Source organism: Curtobacterium sp. SL109 (assembly GCF_026672405.1).
Lineage (GTDB): Bacteria > Actinomycetota > Actinomycetes > Actinomycetales > Microbacteriaceae > Curtobacterium.
This window is the reverse complement of sequence record NZ_JAPPRB010000002.1, coordinates 2,736,314-2,756,338: the sequence shown is the minus strand read 5'-3', so window position 1 is coordinate 2,756,338 and position 20,025 is coordinate 2,736,314. Positions and strand designations below refer to the sequence as shown.

The following is a 20,025-nucleotide window of genomic DNA, read 5'->3' as shown; positions in this document are numbered from 1 at the left end:
ACTATCATCGTGCGAGTCATGGCATCCCGATACGACTGCACCGACCCCGACGGGCTCCTGACCGGGATGCGGCTCGCACGTGCCGCACTCGGACGGGGCGAACTCGTCGTGCTCCCCACCGACACCGTCTACGGCATCGCCGCGGACGCCTTCGACGCGACCGCCGTGCAGCGGTTGCTCGACGCCAAGGGCCGCACGCGCCAGTCGCCGCCGCCCGTGCTCATCCCCGGCCCGGCGACGCTGGACGCGCTCGCACGCGAGGTCCCGCAGCAGGTCCGCGACCTCGTCGACGAGTTCTGGCCAGGCGGCCTCACCGTCATCCTCGGCGCGCAGCCGTCCCTCGACTGGGACCTCGGCGAGACCCGGGGGACCGTGGCGCTCCGGATGCCGGACTCGCGGATCGCGCTCGAACTCCTGCAGGAGGTCGGCCCGCTCGCGGTCTCCTCCGCGAACTCGACCGGGGACCCGGCCGCGATGGACGTCGACGCGGCCGAGGCGATGCTCGGCGACAGCGTCGCCGTCTACCTCGACGGTGGGTCGCTGGCGCCGCACGACGGCTTCGCGGCGTCGACCGGGTCGACGATCGTCGACGCCACCGGGCTCGCCACCGGCGACGGCCTGCGCATCGTGCGCCACGGCGTGATCTCGGACGCCGAGATCGAACGGGTCGTCGGGGACGACCTCAGGACGTGAAGTACTACCTGCTCGCGGGGGCCATCTCGGCCCTCGTGAGCTTCGTCGTCAGCTTCCTGCTGTGGAAGCTCGGCGTGAAGTACAAGTGGTACCCCCAGGTCCGCGAACGTGACGTGCACCGCACGCCGGTGCCACGGCTCGGCGGCATCGCGATGTTCCTCGGCGTCGTCGTCTCGCTGCTCTGCGCGTGGTTCGTCTTCCCCGAGATCCAGGGCATCGACTTCTTCCGGCTCGTCTTCGCGGAACCGCAGCGCGTCCTCGCCGTGTTGGCGGGCGCCACGATCATCGTGGTGCTCGGCGTGGCCGACGACATCTGGGACCTCGACTGGATGACGAAGCTCGCGGGGCAGATCATCGCCGCGGGCATCCTGGCGTGGCAGGGCGTGGCGATCGTGTCGCTGCCGATCGGCAACACGCTCGGCGTCGGGTCGTCCTACATGAGCCTGATCTTCACCGTGCTGGCGGTCGTGCTGGTGATGAACGCGGTGAACTTCATCGACGGGCTGGACGGCCTCGTCGCCGGTGTCGCGATCATCGCCGGCGGGGTGTTCTTCCTCTACACGTTCTTCATCAACCGCGTCGTCGTGCAGACGGAGTTCTTCTTCAACCTGCCGTCGCTGCTCACCGCGGTCCTCGTGGGGGCCTGCTGCGGCTTCCTCGTCCTGAACTGGCACCCCGCCAAGCTCTTCATGGGCGACGCGGGCGCACTGCTGGTCGGCTTCCTGATGGCCACGAGCGCGGTGTCCATCACCGGCAACATCGACCCGGCCGCCGTCCGCTCCCGTACCGACCTGCTGCCCGCGTTCATCCCGATCCTGCTGCCGTTCGCGATCCTCATCGTGCCGATGCTCGACTTCGGGCTCGCGGTGTCACGACGGCTCAGCGCGGGCAAGTCCCCGTTCTCCGCCGACCGGAAGCACCTGCACCACCGGCTGCTCGACATGGGCCACTCGCACTTCCACGCCGTGCTGATCTTCTACGCCTGGACGGCCACCGTCGCGGTCGGCTGTCTGCTGTTCCTGTTCGTGGAGTGGTGGTGGGTCGTCGTCTTCGTGTCGGTCGGGTTCACCATCTGCGCCATCGCGACGTTCGCACCGCTCGGCCGGAAACGGACCGAGATCGCCGCACAGACCGCTGCGAGGACCGCACGGGTCGCCGGCAGCGTCGTCGACGCCAGCCTGGACCCCCTGGACCGCGCCGCAGCCGTCCGCGACCGCCCGACCCCTTCCCCCTCTGGAGACCCCTCGTGACCACGCCGAACGGCCTCGACCACATCACCCCGCTGTTCCGGCGGATCCTCGTGCAGGGAGCGCTGCTCGCCGGCGCGCTGGCCGTCGTCGGGGGACTGGTCGGCTTCCTCGTCGCCGGGGGACCGGGGCTCGCCGGTGGGCTCATCGGCGCCGTGATGAGCGTCGTGTTCTGCGGGCTGACCGCCGTCAGCGTCCTGCTGGCGATCCGGTTCTCCGGCGGACAGATGATCTCCGGTGCCTTCTTCGGCACGATCATGGGGATGTTCCTCGTGAAGTTCGTGCTCTTCATCGTCGTGCTCGTCCTGCTCAAGGACCGTGACTGGGTCGACACGCCCGTGCTCGCCGTGGCCATCATCGTCGGCGTGGTCGGGTCCCTCGTGATCGACGTCACCGTCATCGCCAAGGGCCGCGTACCGATCGACGTGCCGCTGCCGGGGGACGGCTCGTCGTCCGCCTCCGCGGAGCCTGGGAGCGACGGCCCGCGGGTCTGAGAGCCCGGGAAGGTCCGCGCACCTGATAGGGTTTGACACGTCCGCGTCCGGAGCACTGCTCGGGCGGGACGAGCCTCCACACAGTCCACCATCGCGTGCCATGACGTGCGCGCGCCGACACAGGAGACAGCGCTGCTATCCCACGCTCTTCCCCTGTCTCTCTCCGCCGCGGTCAACACCGTGGCGGCGGGGAGCAGCAAGGCCGCCGAGTTCCATGGCCCGTCGATCAACGAGTTCTTCCCGGACCCCATCTTCTTCGCCGGGACGCCCTTCGAGATCGATCGTGTCGTCATCATCCGCTTCATCGCGGTCGCAGTGCTGCTCGTCTTCGCCTTCGCGGGGACCCGGGCGCTCAAGCTGATCCCCAACCGCGGTCAGGCGTTCATCGAGTACGGCTTCGACGTCGTGCGACGCAACACCTTCGACAACCTCGGTGAGAAGGACGGCAAGCGGTTCCTGCCGCTGCTCGCGACGATCTTCTTCGGCGTGCTGTTCATGAACCTCACGGGTCTGATCCCGGGGCTCAACCTCGCCGGCACCAGCCGCATCGCGATGCCGATGATCCTCGCGATCGTCGCGTACGTCGCCTTCATCTACGCCGGGCTCCGCAAGCACCCGGGCACGTTCCTCCGGAACTCGCTCTTCCCGCCCGGGGTGCCGTGGTACCTGTACATCATCGTGACGCCGATCGAACTCGTCTCGACGTTCGTGCTCCGCCCGGTCACGCTGACGCTGCGACTCCTCATGAACATGGTCGTCGGGCACCTGCTGCTCGTCCTGTTCTTCTCGGCCACGCAGTTCTTCTTCTTCGACGCGTCGCTCGGTTTCAAGGCCTTCGGCATCGGAACCATCGCGTTCGGCATCGCCTTCAGCTTCTTCGAGATCCTCGTCGCGCTGCTGCAGGCCTACGTCTTCATGCTCCTCACCGCCGTCTACATCCAGCTGGCGCTGGCCGACGAGCACTGATTCCTCACTGACCCCCTACGGGACCGGCATCCGTCGGACCCGCACCTCGAAAGGAAAACACGTGGACGCAACGACCGTTCTCGCGGAGATCAACGGCAACATCGCGACGGTTGGCTACGGCCTCGCTGCGATCGGCCCGGCCATCGGCGTCGGCATCGTCGTCGGCAAGACGATCGAGTCCGTGGCCCGCCAGCCTGAGCTCCAGGGCCGCCTGACGACCCTCATGTACATCGGTATCGCCTTCACCGAGGCCCTGGCCTTCATCGGCATCGCCACGTACTTCATCTTCACCAGCACCAACTAAGGCTCTCGATGAACACTGCACTCATCATCGCGGCGGAGGAAACGCACAATCCGCTGGTCCCCCCGGTGTACGACATCGTGTGGTCGCTGGTTGCCTTCGTCATCATCTTCCTGGTGTTCTGGCGTGTCGTCACGCCGCGCATCACGAAGATGCTCGATGAGCGCACCGAGGCCATCGAGGGCGGCATCAAGAAGGCGGAGGCCGCCCAGCAGCAGGCCGCCGCAGCACTCGACGAGTACAACAAGCAGCTCGCCGACGCCCGTGCCGAAGCCTCGCGGATCCGCGAGCAGGCCCGTGCCGACGCGACCGCCATCGGCAACGAGGTGCGCGAGCAGGCCTCGGCCGACGCTGCGCGGATCACGAGCAACGCCCAGGCGCAGATCGAGGCCGAGCGTCAGAGTGCGCTCCAGTCGCTCCGCACCGAGGTCGGTTCGCTGGCCCTCGACCTCGCGTCGGGTGTCATCGGCGAGTCCCTCAAGGACGACGCCAAGGCCACCGCGGTCGTCGACCGCTTCCTCGCCGACCTCGAGTCGTCGAAGAGCGTCGAGTCCTCGCAGGTCCAGGCCTCGCAGGTCGAGACGGAGCGCTGAGCATGCGGAGCGCCACCCGTTCAGCCATGACGTCGACGCAGGCGGTGCTGGCCGACCTCGGCGTCAGCGCTGACCTGGTGACGGGTGCTGAGGTCCTCGCCGCAGGGCGAGTGGTCGCCGGTGCGTCCCAGCTCCTCACGCTGCTGGCCGACCCGACCGCCGACGTCGTCGGCAAGAAGTCGGTCGTCGACCGGGTCTTCGCCGGACAGTCCGACGCCACGCGCGCCGTGCTGACCGCGGTGGCCGGCTCGCGCTGGTCCTCGCAGCAGGACCTGCTCGCCGGCATCGAGGACGCGGGCATCCGCGCCGTCGCCGCCACCGCGGACCCGGGCACCCCGATCGAGGCCGAGCTGTTCGCCTTCGAGACGGCGGTCCGCTCGGACGCCGGTCTCGAGCTGGCGCTCGGCACCAAGCTCGGCAGCCCGGAGCAGAAGGCGGCACTCGTCGAGCGGCTGATCGGCAGCAAGTCGTCGCCGCAGACGGTGACGATCCTGTCGGCCCTCGTCCAGCAGCCCCGTGGCCGCCGGATCGGCGAACTCGTCCGTGATGCCTCGCGCATCGTGGCCGACCAGGCCGACAAGGTCGTGGCGACGGTCATCACGGCCGTCCCGCTCTCCGACGGCCAGGCGGCCCGCGTCGCCCGCGGTCTCTCGGAGCGCTACGGCCGGGACATCATCGTCAACCACGTCGTCGACCCCCAGGTCGTCGGCGGGGTCCGGGTGCAGGTCGGCGGCGACGTCATCGACGGCACCGTGTCCACGCGCCTCGCCGACCTCCGGCTCCAGCTCGCCGGCTGAGCGTACGGTCGAACCCGTCACCCCAAGTCCACAACGGGAACTGTCCCCACCGGGCAGCATCACCCTCTCGGAGCCGCAGGGCCCCGGAAACCAACAAGGAAAATCCCATGGCAGACATCACCATCAGCCCCGATGAGATCCGTGATGCCCTGAAGGACTTCGTCTCGAACTACGAGCCGACGAAGGCCTCCACGGCCGAGATCGGGCACGTCACCGACGCCGGTGACGGCATCGCCCACGTCGAGGGCCTCCCCGGCGTCATGGCCAACGAGCTCATCCGCTTCCAGGACGGCACGCTCGGCCTCGCCCAGAACCTCGACGAGGACTCGATCGGTGCCATCGTGCTCGGCGAGTTCTCCGGCGTCGAAGAGGGCCAGGAAGTCACCCGTACCGGTGAGGTCCTCTCCGCCCCCGTCGGCGACGCCTTCCTCGGCCGAGTCGTCGACCCGCTCGGCGCCCCGATCGACGGCCTCGGCGAGATCGCAGCCGAGGGCCGTCGTGCCCTCGAGCTGCAGGCACCCGGTGTCATGAGCCGCAAGTCGGTCCACGAGCCGATGCAGACCGGCATCAAGGCCATCGACGCGATGATCCCCGTCGGCCGTGGCCAGCGTCAGCTGATCATCGGCGACCGCCAGACCGGCAAGACGGCGATCGCGATCGACACGATCATCAACCAGAAGGCCAACTGGGACTCGGGCGACGAGAACAAGCAGGTCCGCTGCATCTACGTCGCGATCGGTCAGAAGGGCTCCACGATCGCCTCCGTCAAGGGTGCGCTCGAGGACGCCGGCGCGATGGAGTACACCACCATCGTCGCCGCTCCGGCCTCCGACCCGGCCGGCTTCAAGTACCTCGCCCCGTACACCGGTTCGGCCATCGGCCAGCACTGGATGTACCAGGGCAAGCACGTCCTCATCGTGTTCGACGACCTGTCGAAGCAGGCCGAGGCCTACCGTGCGGTGTCGCTCCTCCTGCGTCGTCCGCCGGGGCGCGAGGCCTACCCGGGTGACGTCTTCTACCTGCACTCCCGTCTGCTGGAGCGTTGCGCGAAGCTGTCCGACGAGCTCGGCGCCGGCTCGATGACGGGTCTCCCGATCATCGAGACCAAGGCGAACGACGTCTCGGCGTACATCCCGACCAACGTGATCTCGATCACCGACGGCCAGATCTTTCTGCAGTCGGACCTCTTCAACGCGAACCAGCGTCCGGCCGTCGACGTGGGCATCTCGGTGTCCCGCGTCGGTGGTGACGCCCAGGTGAAGTCGATCAAGAAGGTCTCCGGCACGCTCAAGCTCGAACTGGCGCAGTACCGCTCGCTCGAGGCCTTCGCGATGTTCGCGTCGGACCTCGACCAGGCCTCGCGTCGTCAGCTCGACCGTGGTGCGCGCCTGACCGAGCTGCTCAAGCAGCCGCAGTACTCGCCGTACCCGGTGGAGGAGCAGGTCGTCTCGATCTGGGCCGGCACCAACGGCAAGCTCGACACCGTCCCCGTGAAGGACGTGCTGCGCTTCGAGTCCGAGCTGCTCGACCACCTGCGTCGCAACTCCGACGTGCTCACGACGCTGCGCGAGACGAACCAGCTCAGCGACGACACCGTCGCCGAGATGGGCAAGCAGATCGACGAGTTCACGAAGAGCTTCCAGACGAGCGACGGCAAGACGCTCGGTTCTGAGCAGTTCGATGCCGCGGACTCCGAGGACGTCGACCAGGAGCAGATCGTCAAGGGTCGTCGCTAGATGGCAGCGCAGGTCCGGGTCTACCGACAGCGAATCAAGTCCGCGAAGACCACGAAGAAGGTCACTCGCGCGATGGAGTTGATCTCGGCGTCGCGGATCCAGAAGGCGCAGGCCCGCATGGCCGCTTCCGGTCCGTACTCGCGTGCGGTGACCCGGGCCGTGTCGGCCGTGGCGACGTTCTCGAACGTCGACCACGTGCTGACCACCGAGCCCGAGTCGTCGACCCGTGCCGCCGTCGTGCTCTTCACGTCGGACCGCGGTCTGAACGGCGCGTTCAGCACGAACGTCCTCAAGCAGGGCGAGGAGCTCGCCTCCCTGCTCCGCAGCGAGGGCAAGGACGTCGTCTACTACCTGGTCGGGCGCAAGTCCGTCGGGTACTTCGCGTTCCGTGAGCGCCCGTCCGAGCGGCAGTGGCTGGGCAACACCGACCAGCCCGAGTTCTCGACGGCCAAGGAGATCGGCGACGCGGTCGTGTCGAAGTTCCTCCAGGACACGGCCGAGGGCGGCGTGGACGAGATCCACATCGTCTTCAACCGCTTCCTGAGCCTCGCGACGCAGGAGCCCCAGGTCGTGCGCCTGCTCCCGCTCGAGGTCGTGGACGGCGTGGACGAGCCCACCGGCGACGCCCCGCTCCCGCTCTACGAGTTCGAGCCGGACGCCGATGCGGTGCTCGACTCGCTGCTCCCGGTCTACATCGAGAGCCGCATCTTCAACGCCATGCTGCAGTCGGCTGCTTCCGAGCACGCCGCACGACAGAAGGCGATGAAGGCGGCCAGCGACAACGCCGACTCCCTGATCCGTGACTTCACCCGACTCGCGAACAACGCGCGTCAGGCCGAGATCACGCAGCAGATCTCCGAGATCGTCGGCGGCGCCGACGCCCTCTCGTCGAAGAAGAAGTAGTCCGCGTCGTTCGCGGACAGAACCCACCAGGAAGGCACCAGCCATGACCGACACCGCAACCACCGCGGTCGAGACGTCGTCGGCGCCCGGTGTCGGCCGGATCGCCCGTGTCACGGGTCCCGTCGTCGACATCGAGTTCCCGCATGACGCCATCCCCGAGATGTACAACCTCCTGTTCACGACCATCACCATCGGTGAGTCGTCGCAGGAGATCGGCCTCGAGGTCGCGCAGCACCTCGGTGACGACCTCGTCCGTGCCATCTCCCTGAAGCCGACCGACGGCCTCGTCCGTGGTCAGGAGGTCCGTGACTCGGGCGCCCCGATCTCGGTCCCCGTCGGCGACGTCACCAAGGGCAAGGTCTTCGACGTGCTGGGCAACGTGCTCAACACCGACGAGAAGCTCGAGATCACCGAGCGCTGGCCGATCCACCGCAAGGCCCCGGCCTTCGACCAGCTCGAGTCGAAGACCTCGATGTTCGAGACCGGCATCAAGTCCATCGACCTCCTCACCCCGTACGTGCAGGGTGGCAAGATCGGCCTCTTCGGTGGTGCGGGCGTCGGCAAGACCGTCCTCATCCAGGAGATGATCCAGCGCGTCGCGCAGGACCACGGCGGTGTGTCGGTGTTCGCCGGTGTCGGTGAGCGCACCCGTGAGGGCAACGACCTCATCGGTGAGATGGAAGAGGCGGGGGTCTTCGACAAGACCGCCCTCGTGTTCGGCCAGATGGACGAGCCGCCGGGGACCCGTCTCCGGGTCGCCCTGTCGGCGCTGACGATGGCGGAGTACTTCCGCGACGTGCAGAAGCAGGACGTCCTGCTCTTCATCGACAACATCTTCCGCTTCACGCAGGCCGGCTCCGAGGTCTCGACGCTGCTCGGCCGCATGCCGTCCGCCGTGGGCTACCAGCCCAACCTCGCCGACGAGATGGGTGTGCTCCAGGAGCGCATCACCTCGACGCGTGGTCACTCGATCACCTCGCTGCAGGCGATCTACGTGCCGGCTGACGACTACACCGACCCGGCTCCGGCCACGACGTTCGCGCACCTGGACGCCACGACCGAGCTCTCCCGCGAGATCGCGTCGCAGGGCCTCTACCCGGCGATCGACCCGCTGACCTCCACGTCGCGGATCATGGACCCCCGGTACCTGGGCGCCGACCACTACCAGACGGCCACGCGCGTCAAGCAGATCCTCCAGAAGAACAAGGAGCTGCAGGAGATCATCGCCATCCTCGGTGTCGACGAGCTCTCCGAAGAGGACAAGATCACGGTGGAGCGCGCACGTCGCATCCAGCAGTTCCTGTCCCAGAACACCTACATGGCGAAGAAGTTCACGGGTGTCGAGGGCTCCACGGTGCCCCTCAAGGACACCATCGAGTCCTTCGCCGCCATCGCCGACGGCGAGTTCGACCACGTCGCGACCCAGGCGTTCTTCAACGTCGGTGGCATCAACGACGTGGAAGAGAAGTGGTCGCAGATCCAGAAGGAGAACCGCTGACATGGCGGGTCTCACCGTGAGTGTCGTCTCGGCCGACCGCGAGGTCTGGTCGGGCGACACCTCCATGGTCGTCGCACGCACGACCGAGGGCCAGATCGGCATCCTCGCGGGGCACGAGCCGATGCTCGCGATCCTCGCGCAGGGCCAGGTCCGCATCACGCGTGCCGACGGCTCCACCGTCGCGGTCGACGCCGAGGACGGCTTCCTCTCCGTCGAGCACGACACGGTCACGATCGTGGCGCGGCAGGCCGCGCTGGCGTCCTGACCGGACTGACCGTCCTCCTCCCGCCGTCCGAGACGAAGCGGGAGGGCGGGGACACGGGTTCCACCCTCGACCTGGGTGGGCTCTCGTTCCCGGAACTGTCCGACGAGCGGGCCGCGGTGATCATCGCGGCCCGCTCCGTCAGCTCCGAGGAGTCCTCTGCGCGGGCGGCGCTCAAGCTCGGCCCGAAGTCGATCGCGGAACGCTTCCGGAACCTCGCACTGACGACGTCGCCGACGCTCCCCGCGATCGAGCGGTACACGGGTGTCCTCTACGACCCCCTCGACGTGCCCGGTGCGTCGGCCGCGGTCCGCGACTGGTGGTCCCGCCACGTCGTGGTGCAGTCCGCGATGTTCGGGCCGATCGGTGCCGGTGACCTGATCCCGGCGTACCGCCTGTCCCACGACGCCCGCCTGGGTCCGCTCCGACTCGCGGCGCACTGGCCCGGTCCGTCCCGGGCCGCACTCCGCTCCCGCGCTGACGGGCTGGTGCTCGACCTCCGTTCCGAGGGCTACCGTGCGCTCGGCCCGGCGGAGGGTGCGGTCACACTCCGCGTCGTGAGCGTCGACGGCTCCGGTCGACGGAAGGCCCTGAACCACTGGAACAAGACCGCGAAGGGCCGCCTGGTGTCGCTGCTGGCCCGGACCGACGCCACCGTCGGGTCGATGGACGACCTGGCCGACTGGGCGTCGCAGGTCGGTGTGGTGCTCGAGCGGGTGGACGGCGGCTGGGACCTCGTCGCGGAGAGCCTGCAGCCTGCTGCAGCCTGAGCAGACGATCCCTGCACAGGGACAGGATCGACGCGGTTCTCCACGGGGTCGCGGCCAGCCCGGTCTGGAGGCCCGGATCGCGTCACGATGGCCCCATGAACGCCATCGCACTCCGAAGTCCTGACGCCCTGATCGCCGGCCGCTCCCGCGAGATCGCTGCCGCAGTCACCCTGCCGGTCGCCGCCGCAGCGCTGGTCGCGCCCGGCACGGCGCCCCTCTCGCGGCGCGGCAGTGCCGCGGTGTCGACCGCCTGTGTCGCCCTGGCCACACGCATGGCCCTGATCCCCTTCGTCGCCGCCCCGGCCGACCGGACACCGACGGTCGTCCGCCCCTTCGACCCGTTCCACGACCCGACGCCGCTCGCGCTCCAGGGCGCCGGCCCCGCCCCAGACCGGGACCGGCTCCGAACGGCGGGGGACCGGTGCGTCGGACTCTGGCAGGACTGGCGTCTGCGCGGGTGCCCCGAGGACGAGCGACTGGGTGTCGCCGGCGCGCTCGCACTCGGCGCCTGGTGCTCCTGGGCGCTCGGGTCGCCGGAACGTGCCAGGACCCGAGCACGGCACGCCCTCGACGCCGTCCCCGACGACGCCCTCGCCGGACTCGTGCTGCGGTCGGTCCGGGCACGCACCGCCCCGGCGTGGTGGGGGTGATGCCGGGTGCACCGGATCGTCTACGGTGGTGACGACGAGGAGAGAGGCCCCTGGTGCACGACGACGGCGACGACATCGAGGACACGGTCCTGCGTCCACGTCATCGTGCCGTCGGCACCGACCACGCTGCTGACGCCGTCGAGGACACCGTCATCCGGGTGCCGTTCCGACCCGGGGGAGCAGGCGACGGACGGGTCCCCGCGCCGCTCGACCTCGCGACACCCGCACGGGTCCCTGCAGGCGACGGCGTCATGGCGGAGCCCGACCGCGTGGACGCGCCGGCAGCCGACCCCGAGGACACCACCGTCCGAGCCCGCAGCGGTCGGGTCTCCGACGGAGCGACCGGTGTGCCGGACGTGCCCCCGAGCCTCCCGGCCGTCGTCGAGCCGCCGCGCGTGCGCGTGCCGTCGATCCGGATCGCCGACCGGGTGATCCGACTCGACCGTCCCGTCGTGGTCGGCCGCCGTCCGGCGCTGCCGCGCGTCGTACGCGGACCGGAACCCGAGCTCGTCGTCGTCCGCTCGCCCTCGGGGCAGGTGTCGTCCTCCCACGTGGCCTTCCACGCCGAGGGGGAAGCCGCCGTCGTCGACGACCTGCACTCCACCAACGGCACCGTGGTCCGGCCCGCCGGGGCCGCTGCCTACCGGATGCCGTCCGGTGCGTCGATCGTGGCGTTGACCGGTACGGTAGTCGAGATCGGGGACGGCATCGGGATCGAGATCCTCTCGCCCCACCTCCGGGTGCGGCCTCCGGCGGACGACGTCCCCACGTCCCCGCCGCCACGCCCGACCACTCGTTGACCGGCACGCCCACGACCCCCCAGAGAGCGATCGAAGACCGTGACCGAACTCGGCCGAGCAGCCGCCTCCCACGCCATCGACGTCCCCGGAGCGGGCGGCGCCACCCTCACCCTCTCGTGGGGAGCGGCCACCGACATCGGGCGTCGTCGTGACCACAACGAGGACAGCTACATCGTGGAGGCACCCTTCTTCGTCGTCGCCGACGGCATGGGCGGTCACCTCGCCGGCGACCGTGCGAGCGACGCGGTCGTGCGGCGGCTCGGGGACGCGTCCACCGGCCCGTTCGGGTCGCGGGAGACCATCCAGCACGCGCTGCTGCTGGCGACCGCTGACATCGAGCGCGCCGCCGGGGGCAACGCGATCGGTGCCGGCACGACGGTCACCGGGCTCGCGCTCGTGCAGTCCGACGGTCAGCCAGCCGCCCTCGTCTTCAACGTCGGGGACTCCCGGACCTACCGTGCGGAGAACGGGGTCCTGCGACGGATCACCGTCGACCACTCCGTCGTCCAGGAGATGGTCGACGCCGGTGTCCTGCGCGCCGAGGACGCCGAGGCCCACCCCGACAGCAACGTCATCACGCGGGCCGTCGGTTTCGGGGAGCCGCCGGAGCCGGACTGGTGGACGCTGCCGCTGCGCACCGGTGACCGCTACATCATCTGCTCGGACGGCCTGACGAAGGAGATCGGCGACGTCGGCATCGCGCGCATCGCCGCGAAGGTCGTCGACCCGCAGGAGCTCGCCGAACGACTCGTCGGCGACGCCCTGGTGGCGGGCGGCCGCGACAACGTCACGGTCGTCGTGCTGCAGGTGGACGACGCCCCGGTCGACCGCGGCCTCGAGGACACGCTCCCGCGCCACTGACCCGACCCCCGAACTGGGGCGCGATCGGGATTCCCCGCGCACGCGTCAGCAGATCGGCGACGGTCGGCATCCGTAGACTTGACCGCCTGGACCAGCAACAGGCCGCGTGGGCCGGAGGGAGGAGCCGTCATGGTGCGACGCCTGCCGTCCAGCCCTCCCGTGATCGCCGGTTTCAGCCCCGTGCACGTGCTCGGTTCCGGTGGGTTCGCGGACGTCTTCCTCTACGAGCAGGACATGCCCCGACGACAGGTCGCCGTCAAGGTCCTGCTCGACGAGGTCGTCGACGACCGCGTCCGACAGATGTTCCAGGCCGAGGCGAACCTGATGGCGCGGCTCAGCACGCACCCGTCGATCCTCACGGTCTTCCAAGCGAGTGTCGCGTCCGACGGTCGCCCCTACCTCGTGATGGAGCTCTGCTCGTCGTCGCTGAGTGAGCGCTACCGTCGCGCCCCGGTGCCCGTGTCGGAGGTCCTCTCGATCGGCATCCGCATCGGCTCCGCGCTCGAGACCGCCCACCGCGAGGGCGTGCTGCACCGCGACGTCAAGCCCTCCAACATCCTGCTGACCGCGTACGGCAACCCGGTGCTGTCCGACTTCGGCATCGCGGCCACGATCGGGCAGGCCGACCCCGACGAGCCGATCGGCATGTCGATCCCGTGGTCTGCTCCCGAGGTCCTCATCGACGAGTCCCGCGGCACGATCCAGTCCGAGGTCTACTCGCTGGCGGCGACCGTGTTCTCGCTCGTCGCCGGCCGCAGCCCGTTCGAGGTCCCCGGCGGCAAGAACGGGGCGTCCGACCTGATGGCGCGGATCGACAAGGGCGGCGTCAAGCCGACCGGTCGCACCGACGTGCCACCGTCGCTCGAGCGCCTGCTCGCGACGGCGATGTCCCGGAAGACCCAGCTCCGACCGGCCACCGTGATGGAGCTCGTCCGCGGGTTCCAGCAGGTGCAGGCCGAGCTCGGGCTGCCCCAGACGCCCGCCGACGTCGCCGTCGAGTCGTGGGCCATCGCGACCCCCACGCCCGACGGCGACCGGACGATGGTCCGTGAACTCCAACCGCCGAAGCGGGTCAGCCGTCGACGACGCACGCGGCGCCCCGTGCAGGGCGGCCTGGCCGCCACCGGCTCTCGCAGCGTCGGCACCGTGCACCGGACCGGCTCCGCCACGCGGGCCCGTCGGTCGTCCCGGCGCACCGTCGCCTGGGCCGCGTCGCTCGCGGGCGTCGTGGTGGTCGCGGTGGCGGTGGCCGCGATCGTGGTGGTGGGCCAGGTCGGGTCGGGTGCGATCCCCACGGTGTCCGACATCCGCGCGTCGACGACCGGGCAGTCGGTGACGTTCCGCTGGGACGACCCGGGCCTCGACGCCGGCGACACGTACGTCATCTCCTCGAACGGTTCCTCCAGCCAGCAGTCCGGCACCTCGTTCGTCGTCTCCGGGGAGCGCGGCGACCAGGAGTGCATCTCCGTCGCCGTGAACCGCGACGGCAAGACCGGCGCAGCCAGCGCCGAGCGGTGCGCCACCGTCGGGAGCGGCTCGTGATCCGTCGCCTCGTCGCCCGGCACCGGTCGGCTGCGGTGACGGCGGGCGTCTCGGTGCTCGTCGGAGCGCTCGTGGCCGGTGCCGCCGTCGTGTCGAGCGGGTACCACACGCAGCGGGTCGACCTCGGCGACGGCACGGTGTGGGTGCCCTCCGCGGAGTACGGCGCCGTCGGCCGCGCGAACACCGCGGTCCTCGAGCTCAACACGGCGATCGAGGCCTCGACCGACTCGCTCTCGGTCCTGCAGCGTGGCTCCACCGTCTACAGCGTCGACGAGACCAAGGGCACCGTCGCGAAGGTCGACGTCGCCGACGCCACGGTCGGTGACGCGGTGACCCTTCCCTCCGGGTCGCCGCAGGTCTTCTTCGCCGGGGACACGGCGGTGATCGGCAACGAGGACACCGGTGAGCTCTGGTCCACGCCCGCGGCGGACCTGGCCGACTTCGACGCCTCCACGAAGGCCGACCTGACCCTCGGCGCCGACGCCGTGTTCGACGCCGCCGACGACCACGTCGCCGTCTACTCGCCGCGCACGGGCACGGCGTCCCTCGTCCAGGTCGGCACCACGTTGTCGGTGGCCGAGCGGTGGGACGTCCGGATGGACCGCAGGGACGACTTCCAGGTCGCGGCCGTCGGCGAGCACGTCGCGGTGCTCGACCGCACCTCGGGGCAGCTCTCGATCGACGGTGACACCGTCGACGTCGGTGCTCGGGTCGGTGGGTCCCCGGCGCTGCAGACCTCCTCGTCCGACGGTGACACCGTCGTCGTCGCCGGTGCAGCCGGGCTCGTCCGTGTCACCCCGTCCGGATCGACGACCCGCACCGCGCTGGCGGTCTCCGGTCGTGCCGCGCGGCCGTTCGTCGACGGCACCTGCACGTTCGGTGCGTGGAGCGGGGGCCAGGCCGTCGACACCTGCACGGGTCGAGCGCTCCAGCGACTCGACCGGGTACCGGGGGACGCGGCGCTGCAGATCGTGCACAACGGGGACACCGTGGTCGCGAACGACCCCTCCACCGGGCGCTCGTGGGCGATCGACCGCAGCGGGCAGCTCATCGACAACTGGGCCGACCTCATCACGCGTGACGACGACCAGCAGCAGGAGCAGGTCTCCGACGACGACCCGGAGGTCGAGAAGGACCAGAAGCCGCCGGTGGCGGTCGACGACGACCTGGGCGCCCGTCCGGGACGCACCACGAGCCTCCCGGTCCTGCTCAACGACCACGACCCGAACGGCGACCCGATCGTCATCAGCGAGGTGAGCGACGTCACCGGGGCCGGTGCCCGGGTCACCGTCGTCGAGGACGGTCAGCGGCTCCAGGTCGCGCTGTCCTCGCGCGCGTCGGGCACCGTGACGTTCCGGTACACGATCACCGACGGCAACGGCGGGTCGGACACGGCCACCGTCCGGGTGGCGGTCCGCTCGGCGTCGCAGAACTCGCCGCCGCGCCAGGTCCGGGACACCTCCGCCGACGTCGTGCAGAACGGGCACGTCTCGACCGACGTGCTCGGCGACTGGGTGGACCCGGACGGTGACCCGGTCTACCTGCGCAGCGCGACGGCGTCCGACCGAGACCGCGTGTCGACGACCCCGGACGGTCTCCTCGACTTCCGGAACGCCAGCGGCCGCACCGGTGACCGCAGCGTGCAGCTGGTCGTCAGTGACGGCACCGCCGACGGCCGCGGGTCGCTGACCGTCCGCGTCGCGAAGCAGGGGAGCGTCCCGTTGCGGGCCGACGCGTTCCCGGTGCAGGGGTACGCGGGCAAGCCGTTCTCGGTGTCCCCGCTCGTGCACGTGCGCGGTGGCAACGGCACCGTGACGCTGACGAGCGTCTCGTCGACGAGCGGGGTGACGATCACGCCCAGCTACGACGCCGGCACCTTCCGGGTGCAGAGCAGCGCGGTCGGCGACCACCAGGTCGAGTACACCGTGACCGACGGCACCAAGACCGCGAGCGGCGTCGTGCGCATCACGGTGCTCGCGCCGCCGGACGCCTCGACCGCGCCGATCACCACGCCGAAGACCGTCTTCGTGAACACGCTGTCGACGAAGGACACCGACGTCACCGCCACCGACATCGACCCGGCGGGGGGCGTGCTGCTCGTGACCGCCCTCGACGGCCCGGCGCGGACGTCCGGCGTGCAGGCCAGCGTCCTCGACCAGCACACCGTGCGCGTCACGCTGACGGCCCCGCTCGACGGACCGGTGACCTTCGGCTACACGGAGACGAACGGCCTGGCGTCCTCGACCGGGTCCGTCACCGTGGTCGAGATCCCCAAGCCCGACCGGATCCAACCGCCGGTCGCGCAGCCCGACACCGCCACTGTCCGCGTGGGGGACGTGACGGACATCGACGTGCTGGCGAACGACACCCAGCCCGAGGGTGAGCCGCTCACGCTGCAGCCCGACCTCGTGCAGAACGTGCCCGGTGACGGCGGGCTCCTCTTCGCCTCCGGTGACCACCTGCGCTACCTCGCCCCGGAGACACCGGGCAACTACACCGCGGTCTACCGGGTCGCCGGCCCGGACGGTCAGTCCGCGGACGCCGCCGTCTCGATATCCGTGCGCGAGCAGGACAGCGCCACGAACAACCCCCCGGTGCCGCAGACCGTGACGGCACGCGTGGTCGCCGGGCAGTCCGTCCGCGTGTCCGTGCCGTTGAACGGGATCGACCCCGACGGCGACTCGGTGCAGCTGGTCGGCGTGGCCTCGAACCCGGACAAGGGCTCGGTCAGCGATGTCAGCTCCGACTCGCTCACCTACGACGCCGGGGACTACTCCGCCGGCACCGACGAGTTCACGTACACGGTGGTCGACGCCCTCGGGGCCCGTGCGACCGGGACGGTCCGCGTCGGCATCGCAGCGCGGGCCGAGCAGGCCTCGAACCCGATCGCCGAGGCCGACCACGTGACGATCCGGCCGGGCGGCTCGGTGACCGTCCGTGTCCTGCAGAACGACTCCGACCCCGAGGGCGGCCGGCTCACGGTGAGCAAGGCCGAGCCGACGGCGTCGGGCGTCACGGCGAAGGTGCTGCGCGGGCAGGAGATCCGCGTCAGCCCGCCGGCGTCCGCCACCCGCGGGGACTTCGCCGTGCTCTACACGGCGGCGAACCAGAGCGGCGGATCGAGCACGGCGTTCCTCACGGTGACCGTCGACCGTGACGCCCGCCCCCTCCGCCCCGAGGTCGACGACACCACCCTGGACCTGCAGGACATCCTCCGGCGGAAGACCGTCACCGTGGACGTGCTCCGGAACGTCTTCTTCGCAGAGGGCAGCACGGCCGACCTGCGCGTCGGCGTGGTCGACGGCTACGCCGCCGCGGCTCGGACGACCGACGACGGGCGCATCGTGGTGACGCTCGCCGACGCCTCCCAGGTCATCCCGTTCTCCGTCGCCCGGGCGGACCACCCGGACATCGTGTCCTACGGGTTCATCCACGTCCCCGGGTTCGACGACGCCCTCCCGCAGGTGAACCGCAGTGCAGGCACGGTGACCGTCACGAGCGAGTCGACCGTCAGGATCCCGCTGTCGAAGTACGTCGTCACGGCGAACGGCGAGACGGCGCGGGTCACCGACCCGGGCACGGTCAAGGCGACGCACGCCGACGGTGGCTCGTTGACGGTCGACGCCTCCACGCTGCAGTTCCGGTCCGCGAAGCTCTACTACGGCAACGCGTCGATCTCCTTCGAGGTCACGGACGGGTCCAGCGCGAACGACGGCAAGGGCCGCGTGGCGACGCTCGTGCTCCCGGTGAAGGTGACGCCACGCTCGAACCAGCCGCCGGTCTTCACCGGGTCGACCATCGACATGCAACCGGGGGAGTCACGCACGATCGACCTGTCGAAGCTGACTGACTACCCGTACCCGCAGGACCTCCCCGAACTCCGCTACTCGGTCGTGAGCCGTCCGGCCGCCGGCACGACCGCGACGGTGTCCGGTCAGCAGCTCACGGTCCGGGTCGCCGACACCGCGAAGAAGGACACCACCGCGACGATCGGCGTGGGTGTCACCGACGCGGCGAACGCCGGACGGTCCGGGCTCGTCACTGTCGACGTCGTCGGGTCGACCCGACCACGCGTCCAGCCCGGCGCCGACACCGCGATCGCGAAGCGCGGGCAGTCGACGACGATCGACGTCCTGGCGAACGACCAGCCGACCAATCCCTTCCCGGACGAGCGCCTCCGCGTCGTGGCGATCCGCGGGTTGTCCGGCGGGGTGCCGTCGGGCGTGACGATCACGCCGAGTGCGGACAACTCGCGACTGCAGGTCAGCGTCGCGGCCTCGGCCAGGCCCGTCAACACGAACCTGCAGTACCAGGTGGCGGACGCGACCAACGACCCGGACCGGTACGTCTGGGGTGACGTGACGATCGCGGTGCAGGACGTCCCCGACGCCCCGGGCGTCCCGGTGCGGACGGGTGGTTTCGACGGTGGACAGGCGACGCTGACGTGGTCGACGCCGCAGGCGAACAACTCCCCGATCACTGGGTACCGCCTCACGGGGACGAACGGCGTCGCGAAGGACTGCGGCACCGCGACGGTCTGCACCGTCACGGGCCTGGACCCGGCTGCGTCGTACCGGTTCTCGGTGAGTGCCGTGAACGCCGTGGGGCAGTCGGCACAGTCCGCGCAGTCGGCCCCGGTGAGCGCGGACTTCGTGCCGGCGGCTCCGTCCGGCATCACCGTCACGGCGGACCGGACCACCCCGAACCGCCTCGACGTCCGGTGGAACGCCGTGCCGCGCCCGAACCAGGGCACACCGGTCGGCAACTACGTCGTCAAGATCGACGGACCGAGCGCCTCGACGAGCAAGAACGTCGGCGCGACCACGTCGACGTCGTTCGACGGTCTGCAGAGCGGCGGGAACTACACGGTCACCGTGTCGGCGCGGAACCAGGCGGACCGCGACGGGACGGTCGTCAAGTGGAACAGCGGCAGCGGCAGCGGCACCGCGATCGGGAAGCCGGCGACGCCGACGATCACGGCCACTCCCAACGCCGAGAACGGTTCGACCGCGGTCGAGATCGCCGCCACCGAGACCGACTGGGCGGGCGGCAGCAGCTCGCTCCGGATCGTCCGCTACCCACCTGGGCGCGACATCCCGGGCGGCTGCTCGACGACCGGGTCGGACAAGTCCTGGTCGAGTGCGAGCGCCGAGGACACCCTCGGGAACGGCGACTTCCAGTACGTCGCCCTCGCGGACAACGGGCTGTTCTGCGTCCCGAGCGCGCCGACGACGGTGGAGGGCTACCAGGCCCCGGAGCAGCCGACCGCGCTGATCTCGATCCGCCAGCAGGACCCGGAGGCCGGGACCTTCGGCATCCGCATCACCGGCGCCACGGCGGTCCCGAGCGCGAACGGCACGGTCGACCACTACGCCTACTCGACCGACGGACAGAACTACACGACGATGTCCGACCGCTCGGACTGGGTCGCCGATCCGCAGTGGGGAGTGGCGACACGGGTCTCGGTCGTCGCCTGCGCGGACAGCACCAACAACTTCTGCAGTCCGCCCCTGGTGCAGGACGGCCTCCGACCGGTCCAGACCCGTGCGGCCATCCCCGACTCCTACGACGCCGGCAGCCAGGTGACGGTCTCCGCACCACCGCCGAACGCCGGAGCGGGCCCGCAGCAGTACCGCGTCACGACCTGCCCCGTGCTGAACGTCGGCCTCAACTGCACGACCGGCGTCTACCCGCCGGACGCGCTGCCGACCGTGCCGGCTCAGGGTTCCGTCACCGTCGCTGCGATCGTCGACGGACACGAGGACGGCAACCCCCCGACCGCCACGGTGAACCCGGCGCCGGCCCCGCAACCCGACCCGCCGACCGACCCCGAGCCCGCCCCGTCCCAGCCCGAGGACCCGGCAGGATAGTGGCGACGAGCCACCCTCCCGCCACCCGACCACGACACACGA

General features: G+C 70.3%; 17 protein-coding genes. All 17 read left to right on the top strand.

Annotation, left to right across the window (positions count from 1 at the left end):
- Nucleotides 1-18 precede the first annotated feature (18 nt).
- A complete protein-coding gene (locus tag OVA28_RS14565; RefSeq protein WP_194660378.1) occupies nt 19-693 on the top strand; it encodes an L-threonylcarbamoyladenylate synthase in 675 nt (224 codons plus the stop codon).
- Nucleotides 690-1,943, top strand: a complete 1,254-nt coding sequence (locus OVA28_RS14560; RefSeq protein ID WP_194660379.1) for an MraY family glycosyltransferase — start codon at nt 690-692, stop codon at nt 1,941-1,943. Before OVA28_RS14565 ends, OVA28_RS14560 begins: the two co-directional genes overlap by 4 nt.
- A complete protein-coding gene (locus OVA28_RS14555) occupies nt 1,940-2,434 on the top strand; it encodes a hypothetical protein (RefSeq protein ID WP_194660380.1) in 495 nt (164 codons plus the stop codon). The genes OVA28_RS14560 and OVA28_RS14555 overlap by 4 nt, the downstream gene beginning before the upstream one ends.
- 180 nt (nt 2,435-2,614) lie before the next feature.
- Nucleotides 2,615-3,400: a F0F1 ATP synthase subunit A gene (atpB, locus tag OVA28_RS14550; protein ID WP_139200640.1), complete on the top strand. Its 786-nt coding sequence runs from the start codon at nt 2,615-2,617 to the stop codon at nt 3,398-3,400.
- A 61-nt stretch (nt 3,401-3,461) separates the two neighbouring features.
- The gene (atpE, locus tag OVA28_RS14545) at nt 3,462-3,704 is read left to right on the top strand and encodes an ATP synthase F0 subunit C (protein WP_071274929.1); all 243 of its coding nucleotides are present in this window, start codon (nt 3,462-3,464) and stop codon (nt 3,702-3,704) included.
- Nucleotides 3,705-3,712: 8 nt separating this feature from the next.
- Nucleotides 3,713-4,294, top strand: coding sequence for a F0F1 ATP synthase subunit B (locus OVA28_RS14540; RefSeq protein WP_194660381.1), 582 nt, complete (start codon nt 3,713-3,715; stop codon nt 4,292-4,294).
- A 2-nt stretch (nt 4,295-4,296) separates the two neighbouring features.
- Nucleotides 4,297-5,091: a F0F1 ATP synthase subunit delta gene (locus OVA28_RS14535; protein WP_194660382.1), complete on the top strand. Its 795-nt coding sequence runs from the start codon at nt 4,297-4,299 to the stop codon at nt 5,089-5,091.
- A 107-nt stretch (nt 5,092-5,198) separates the two neighbouring features.
- The gene (gene atpA, locus OVA28_RS14530; RefSeq protein ID WP_194660383.1) at nt 5,199-6,827 is read left to right on the top strand and encodes a F0F1 ATP synthase subunit alpha; all 1,629 of its coding nucleotides are present in this window, start codon (nt 5,199-5,201) and stop codon (nt 6,825-6,827) included.
- Entirely contained in the window at nt 6,828-7,730 is a 903-nt protein-coding gene (locus OVA28_RS14525) for a F0F1 ATP synthase subunit gamma (RefSeq protein ID WP_194660384.1), read from the top strand.
- A 43-nt stretch (nt 7,731-7,773) separates the two neighbouring features.
- On the top strand, nt 7,774-9,228 hold the full coding sequence (atpD, locus tag OVA28_RS14520; protein WP_071274944.1) for a F0F1 ATP synthase subunit beta: 1,455 nt from the start codon (nt 7,774-7,776) through the stop codon (nt 9,226-9,228).
- A 1-nt stretch (nt 9,229) separates the two neighbouring features.
- Nucleotides 9,230-9,493 carry a F0F1 ATP synthase subunit epsilon gene (locus tag OVA28_RS14515; protein ID WP_194625493.1) on the top strand — a complete coding sequence of 88 codons (264 nt, stop codon included), beginning with the start codon at nt 9,230-9,232 and terminating at the stop codon, nt 9,491-9,493.
- The gene (locus tag OVA28_RS14510) at nt 9,490-10,260 is read left to right on the top strand and encodes a YaaA family protein (RefSeq protein WP_326493770.1); all 771 of its coding nucleotides are present in this window, start codon (nt 9,490-9,492) and stop codon (nt 10,258-10,260) included. Before OVA28_RS14515 ends, OVA28_RS14510 begins: the two co-directional genes overlap by 4 nt.
- Nucleotides 10,261-10,355: 95 nt before the next feature.
- Nucleotides 10,356-10,910, top strand: a complete 555-nt coding sequence (locus tag OVA28_RS14505; protein WP_194660385.1) for a hypothetical protein — start codon at nt 10,356-10,358, stop codon at nt 10,908-10,910.
- Nucleotides 10,911-10,963: 53 nt separating this feature from the next.
- Nucleotides 10,964-11,710 carry an FHA domain-containing protein gene (locus OVA28_RS14500; protein ID WP_268097443.1) on the top strand — a complete coding sequence of 249 codons (747 nt, stop codon included), beginning with the start codon at nt 10,964-10,966 and terminating at the stop codon, nt 11,708-11,710.
- Nucleotides 11,711-11,749: 39 nt separating this feature from the next.
- The gene (locus OVA28_RS14495) at nt 11,750-12,571 is read left to right on the top strand and encodes a PP2C family protein-serine/threonine phosphatase (RefSeq protein ID WP_268097442.1); all 822 of its coding nucleotides are present in this window, start codon (nt 11,750-11,752) and stop codon (nt 12,569-12,571) included.
- 129 nt (nt 12,572-12,700) lie between these two features.
- On the top strand, nt 12,701-14,113 hold the full coding sequence (locus OVA28_RS14490; protein WP_194660388.1) for a serine/threonine-protein kinase: 1,413 nt from the start codon (nt 12,701-12,703) through the stop codon (nt 14,111-14,113).
- Nucleotides 14,110-19,983 (top strand): Ig-like domain-containing protein, encoded by a 5,874-nt coding sequence (locus OVA28_RS14485; RefSeq protein WP_268097441.1) that lies wholly within the window; start codon nt 14,110-14,112, stop codon nt 19,981-19,983. The genes OVA28_RS14490 and OVA28_RS14485 overlap by 4 nt, the downstream gene beginning before the upstream one ends.
- The last annotated feature ends 42 nt before the right edge of the window (nt 19,984-20,025 follow it).

Coding starts and splice junctions, on each gene's coding strand:
- atpA (WP_194660383.1), top strand. CDS start 5,199: ATGGCAGACATCACCATCAGCCCCGATGAGATCCGTGATGCCCTGAAG.
- OVA28_RS14525 (WP_194660384.1), top strand. CDS start 6,828: ATGGCAGCGCAGGTCCGGGTCTACCGACAGCGAATCAAGTCCGCGAAG.
- OVA28_RS14515 (WP_194625493.1), top strand. CDS start 9,230: ATGGCGGGTCTCACCGTGAGTGTCGTCTCGGCCGACCGCGAGGTCTGG.
- OVA28_RS14565 (WP_194660378.1), top strand. CDS start 19: ATGGCATCCCGATACGACTGCACCGACCCCGACGGGCTCCTGACCGGG.
- atpD (WP_071274944.1), top strand. CDS start 7,774: ATGACCGACACCGCAACCACCGCGGTCGAGACGTCGTCGGCGCCCGGT.
- OVA28_RS14540 (WP_194660381.1), top strand. CDS start 3,713: ATGAACACTGCACTCATCATCGCGGCGGAGGAAACGCACAATCCGCTG.
- OVA28_RS14535 (WP_194660382.1), top strand. CDS start 4,297: ATGCGGAGCGCCACCCGTTCAGCCATGACGTCGACGCAGGCGGTGCTG.
- OVA28_RS14490 (WP_194660388.1), top strand. CDS start 12,701: ATGGTGCGACGCCTGCCGTCCAGCCCTCCCGTGATCGCCGGTTTCAGC.
- OVA28_RS14505 (WP_194660385.1), top strand. CDS start 10,356: ATGAACGCCATCGCACTCCGAAGTCCTGACGCCCTGATCGCCGGCCGC.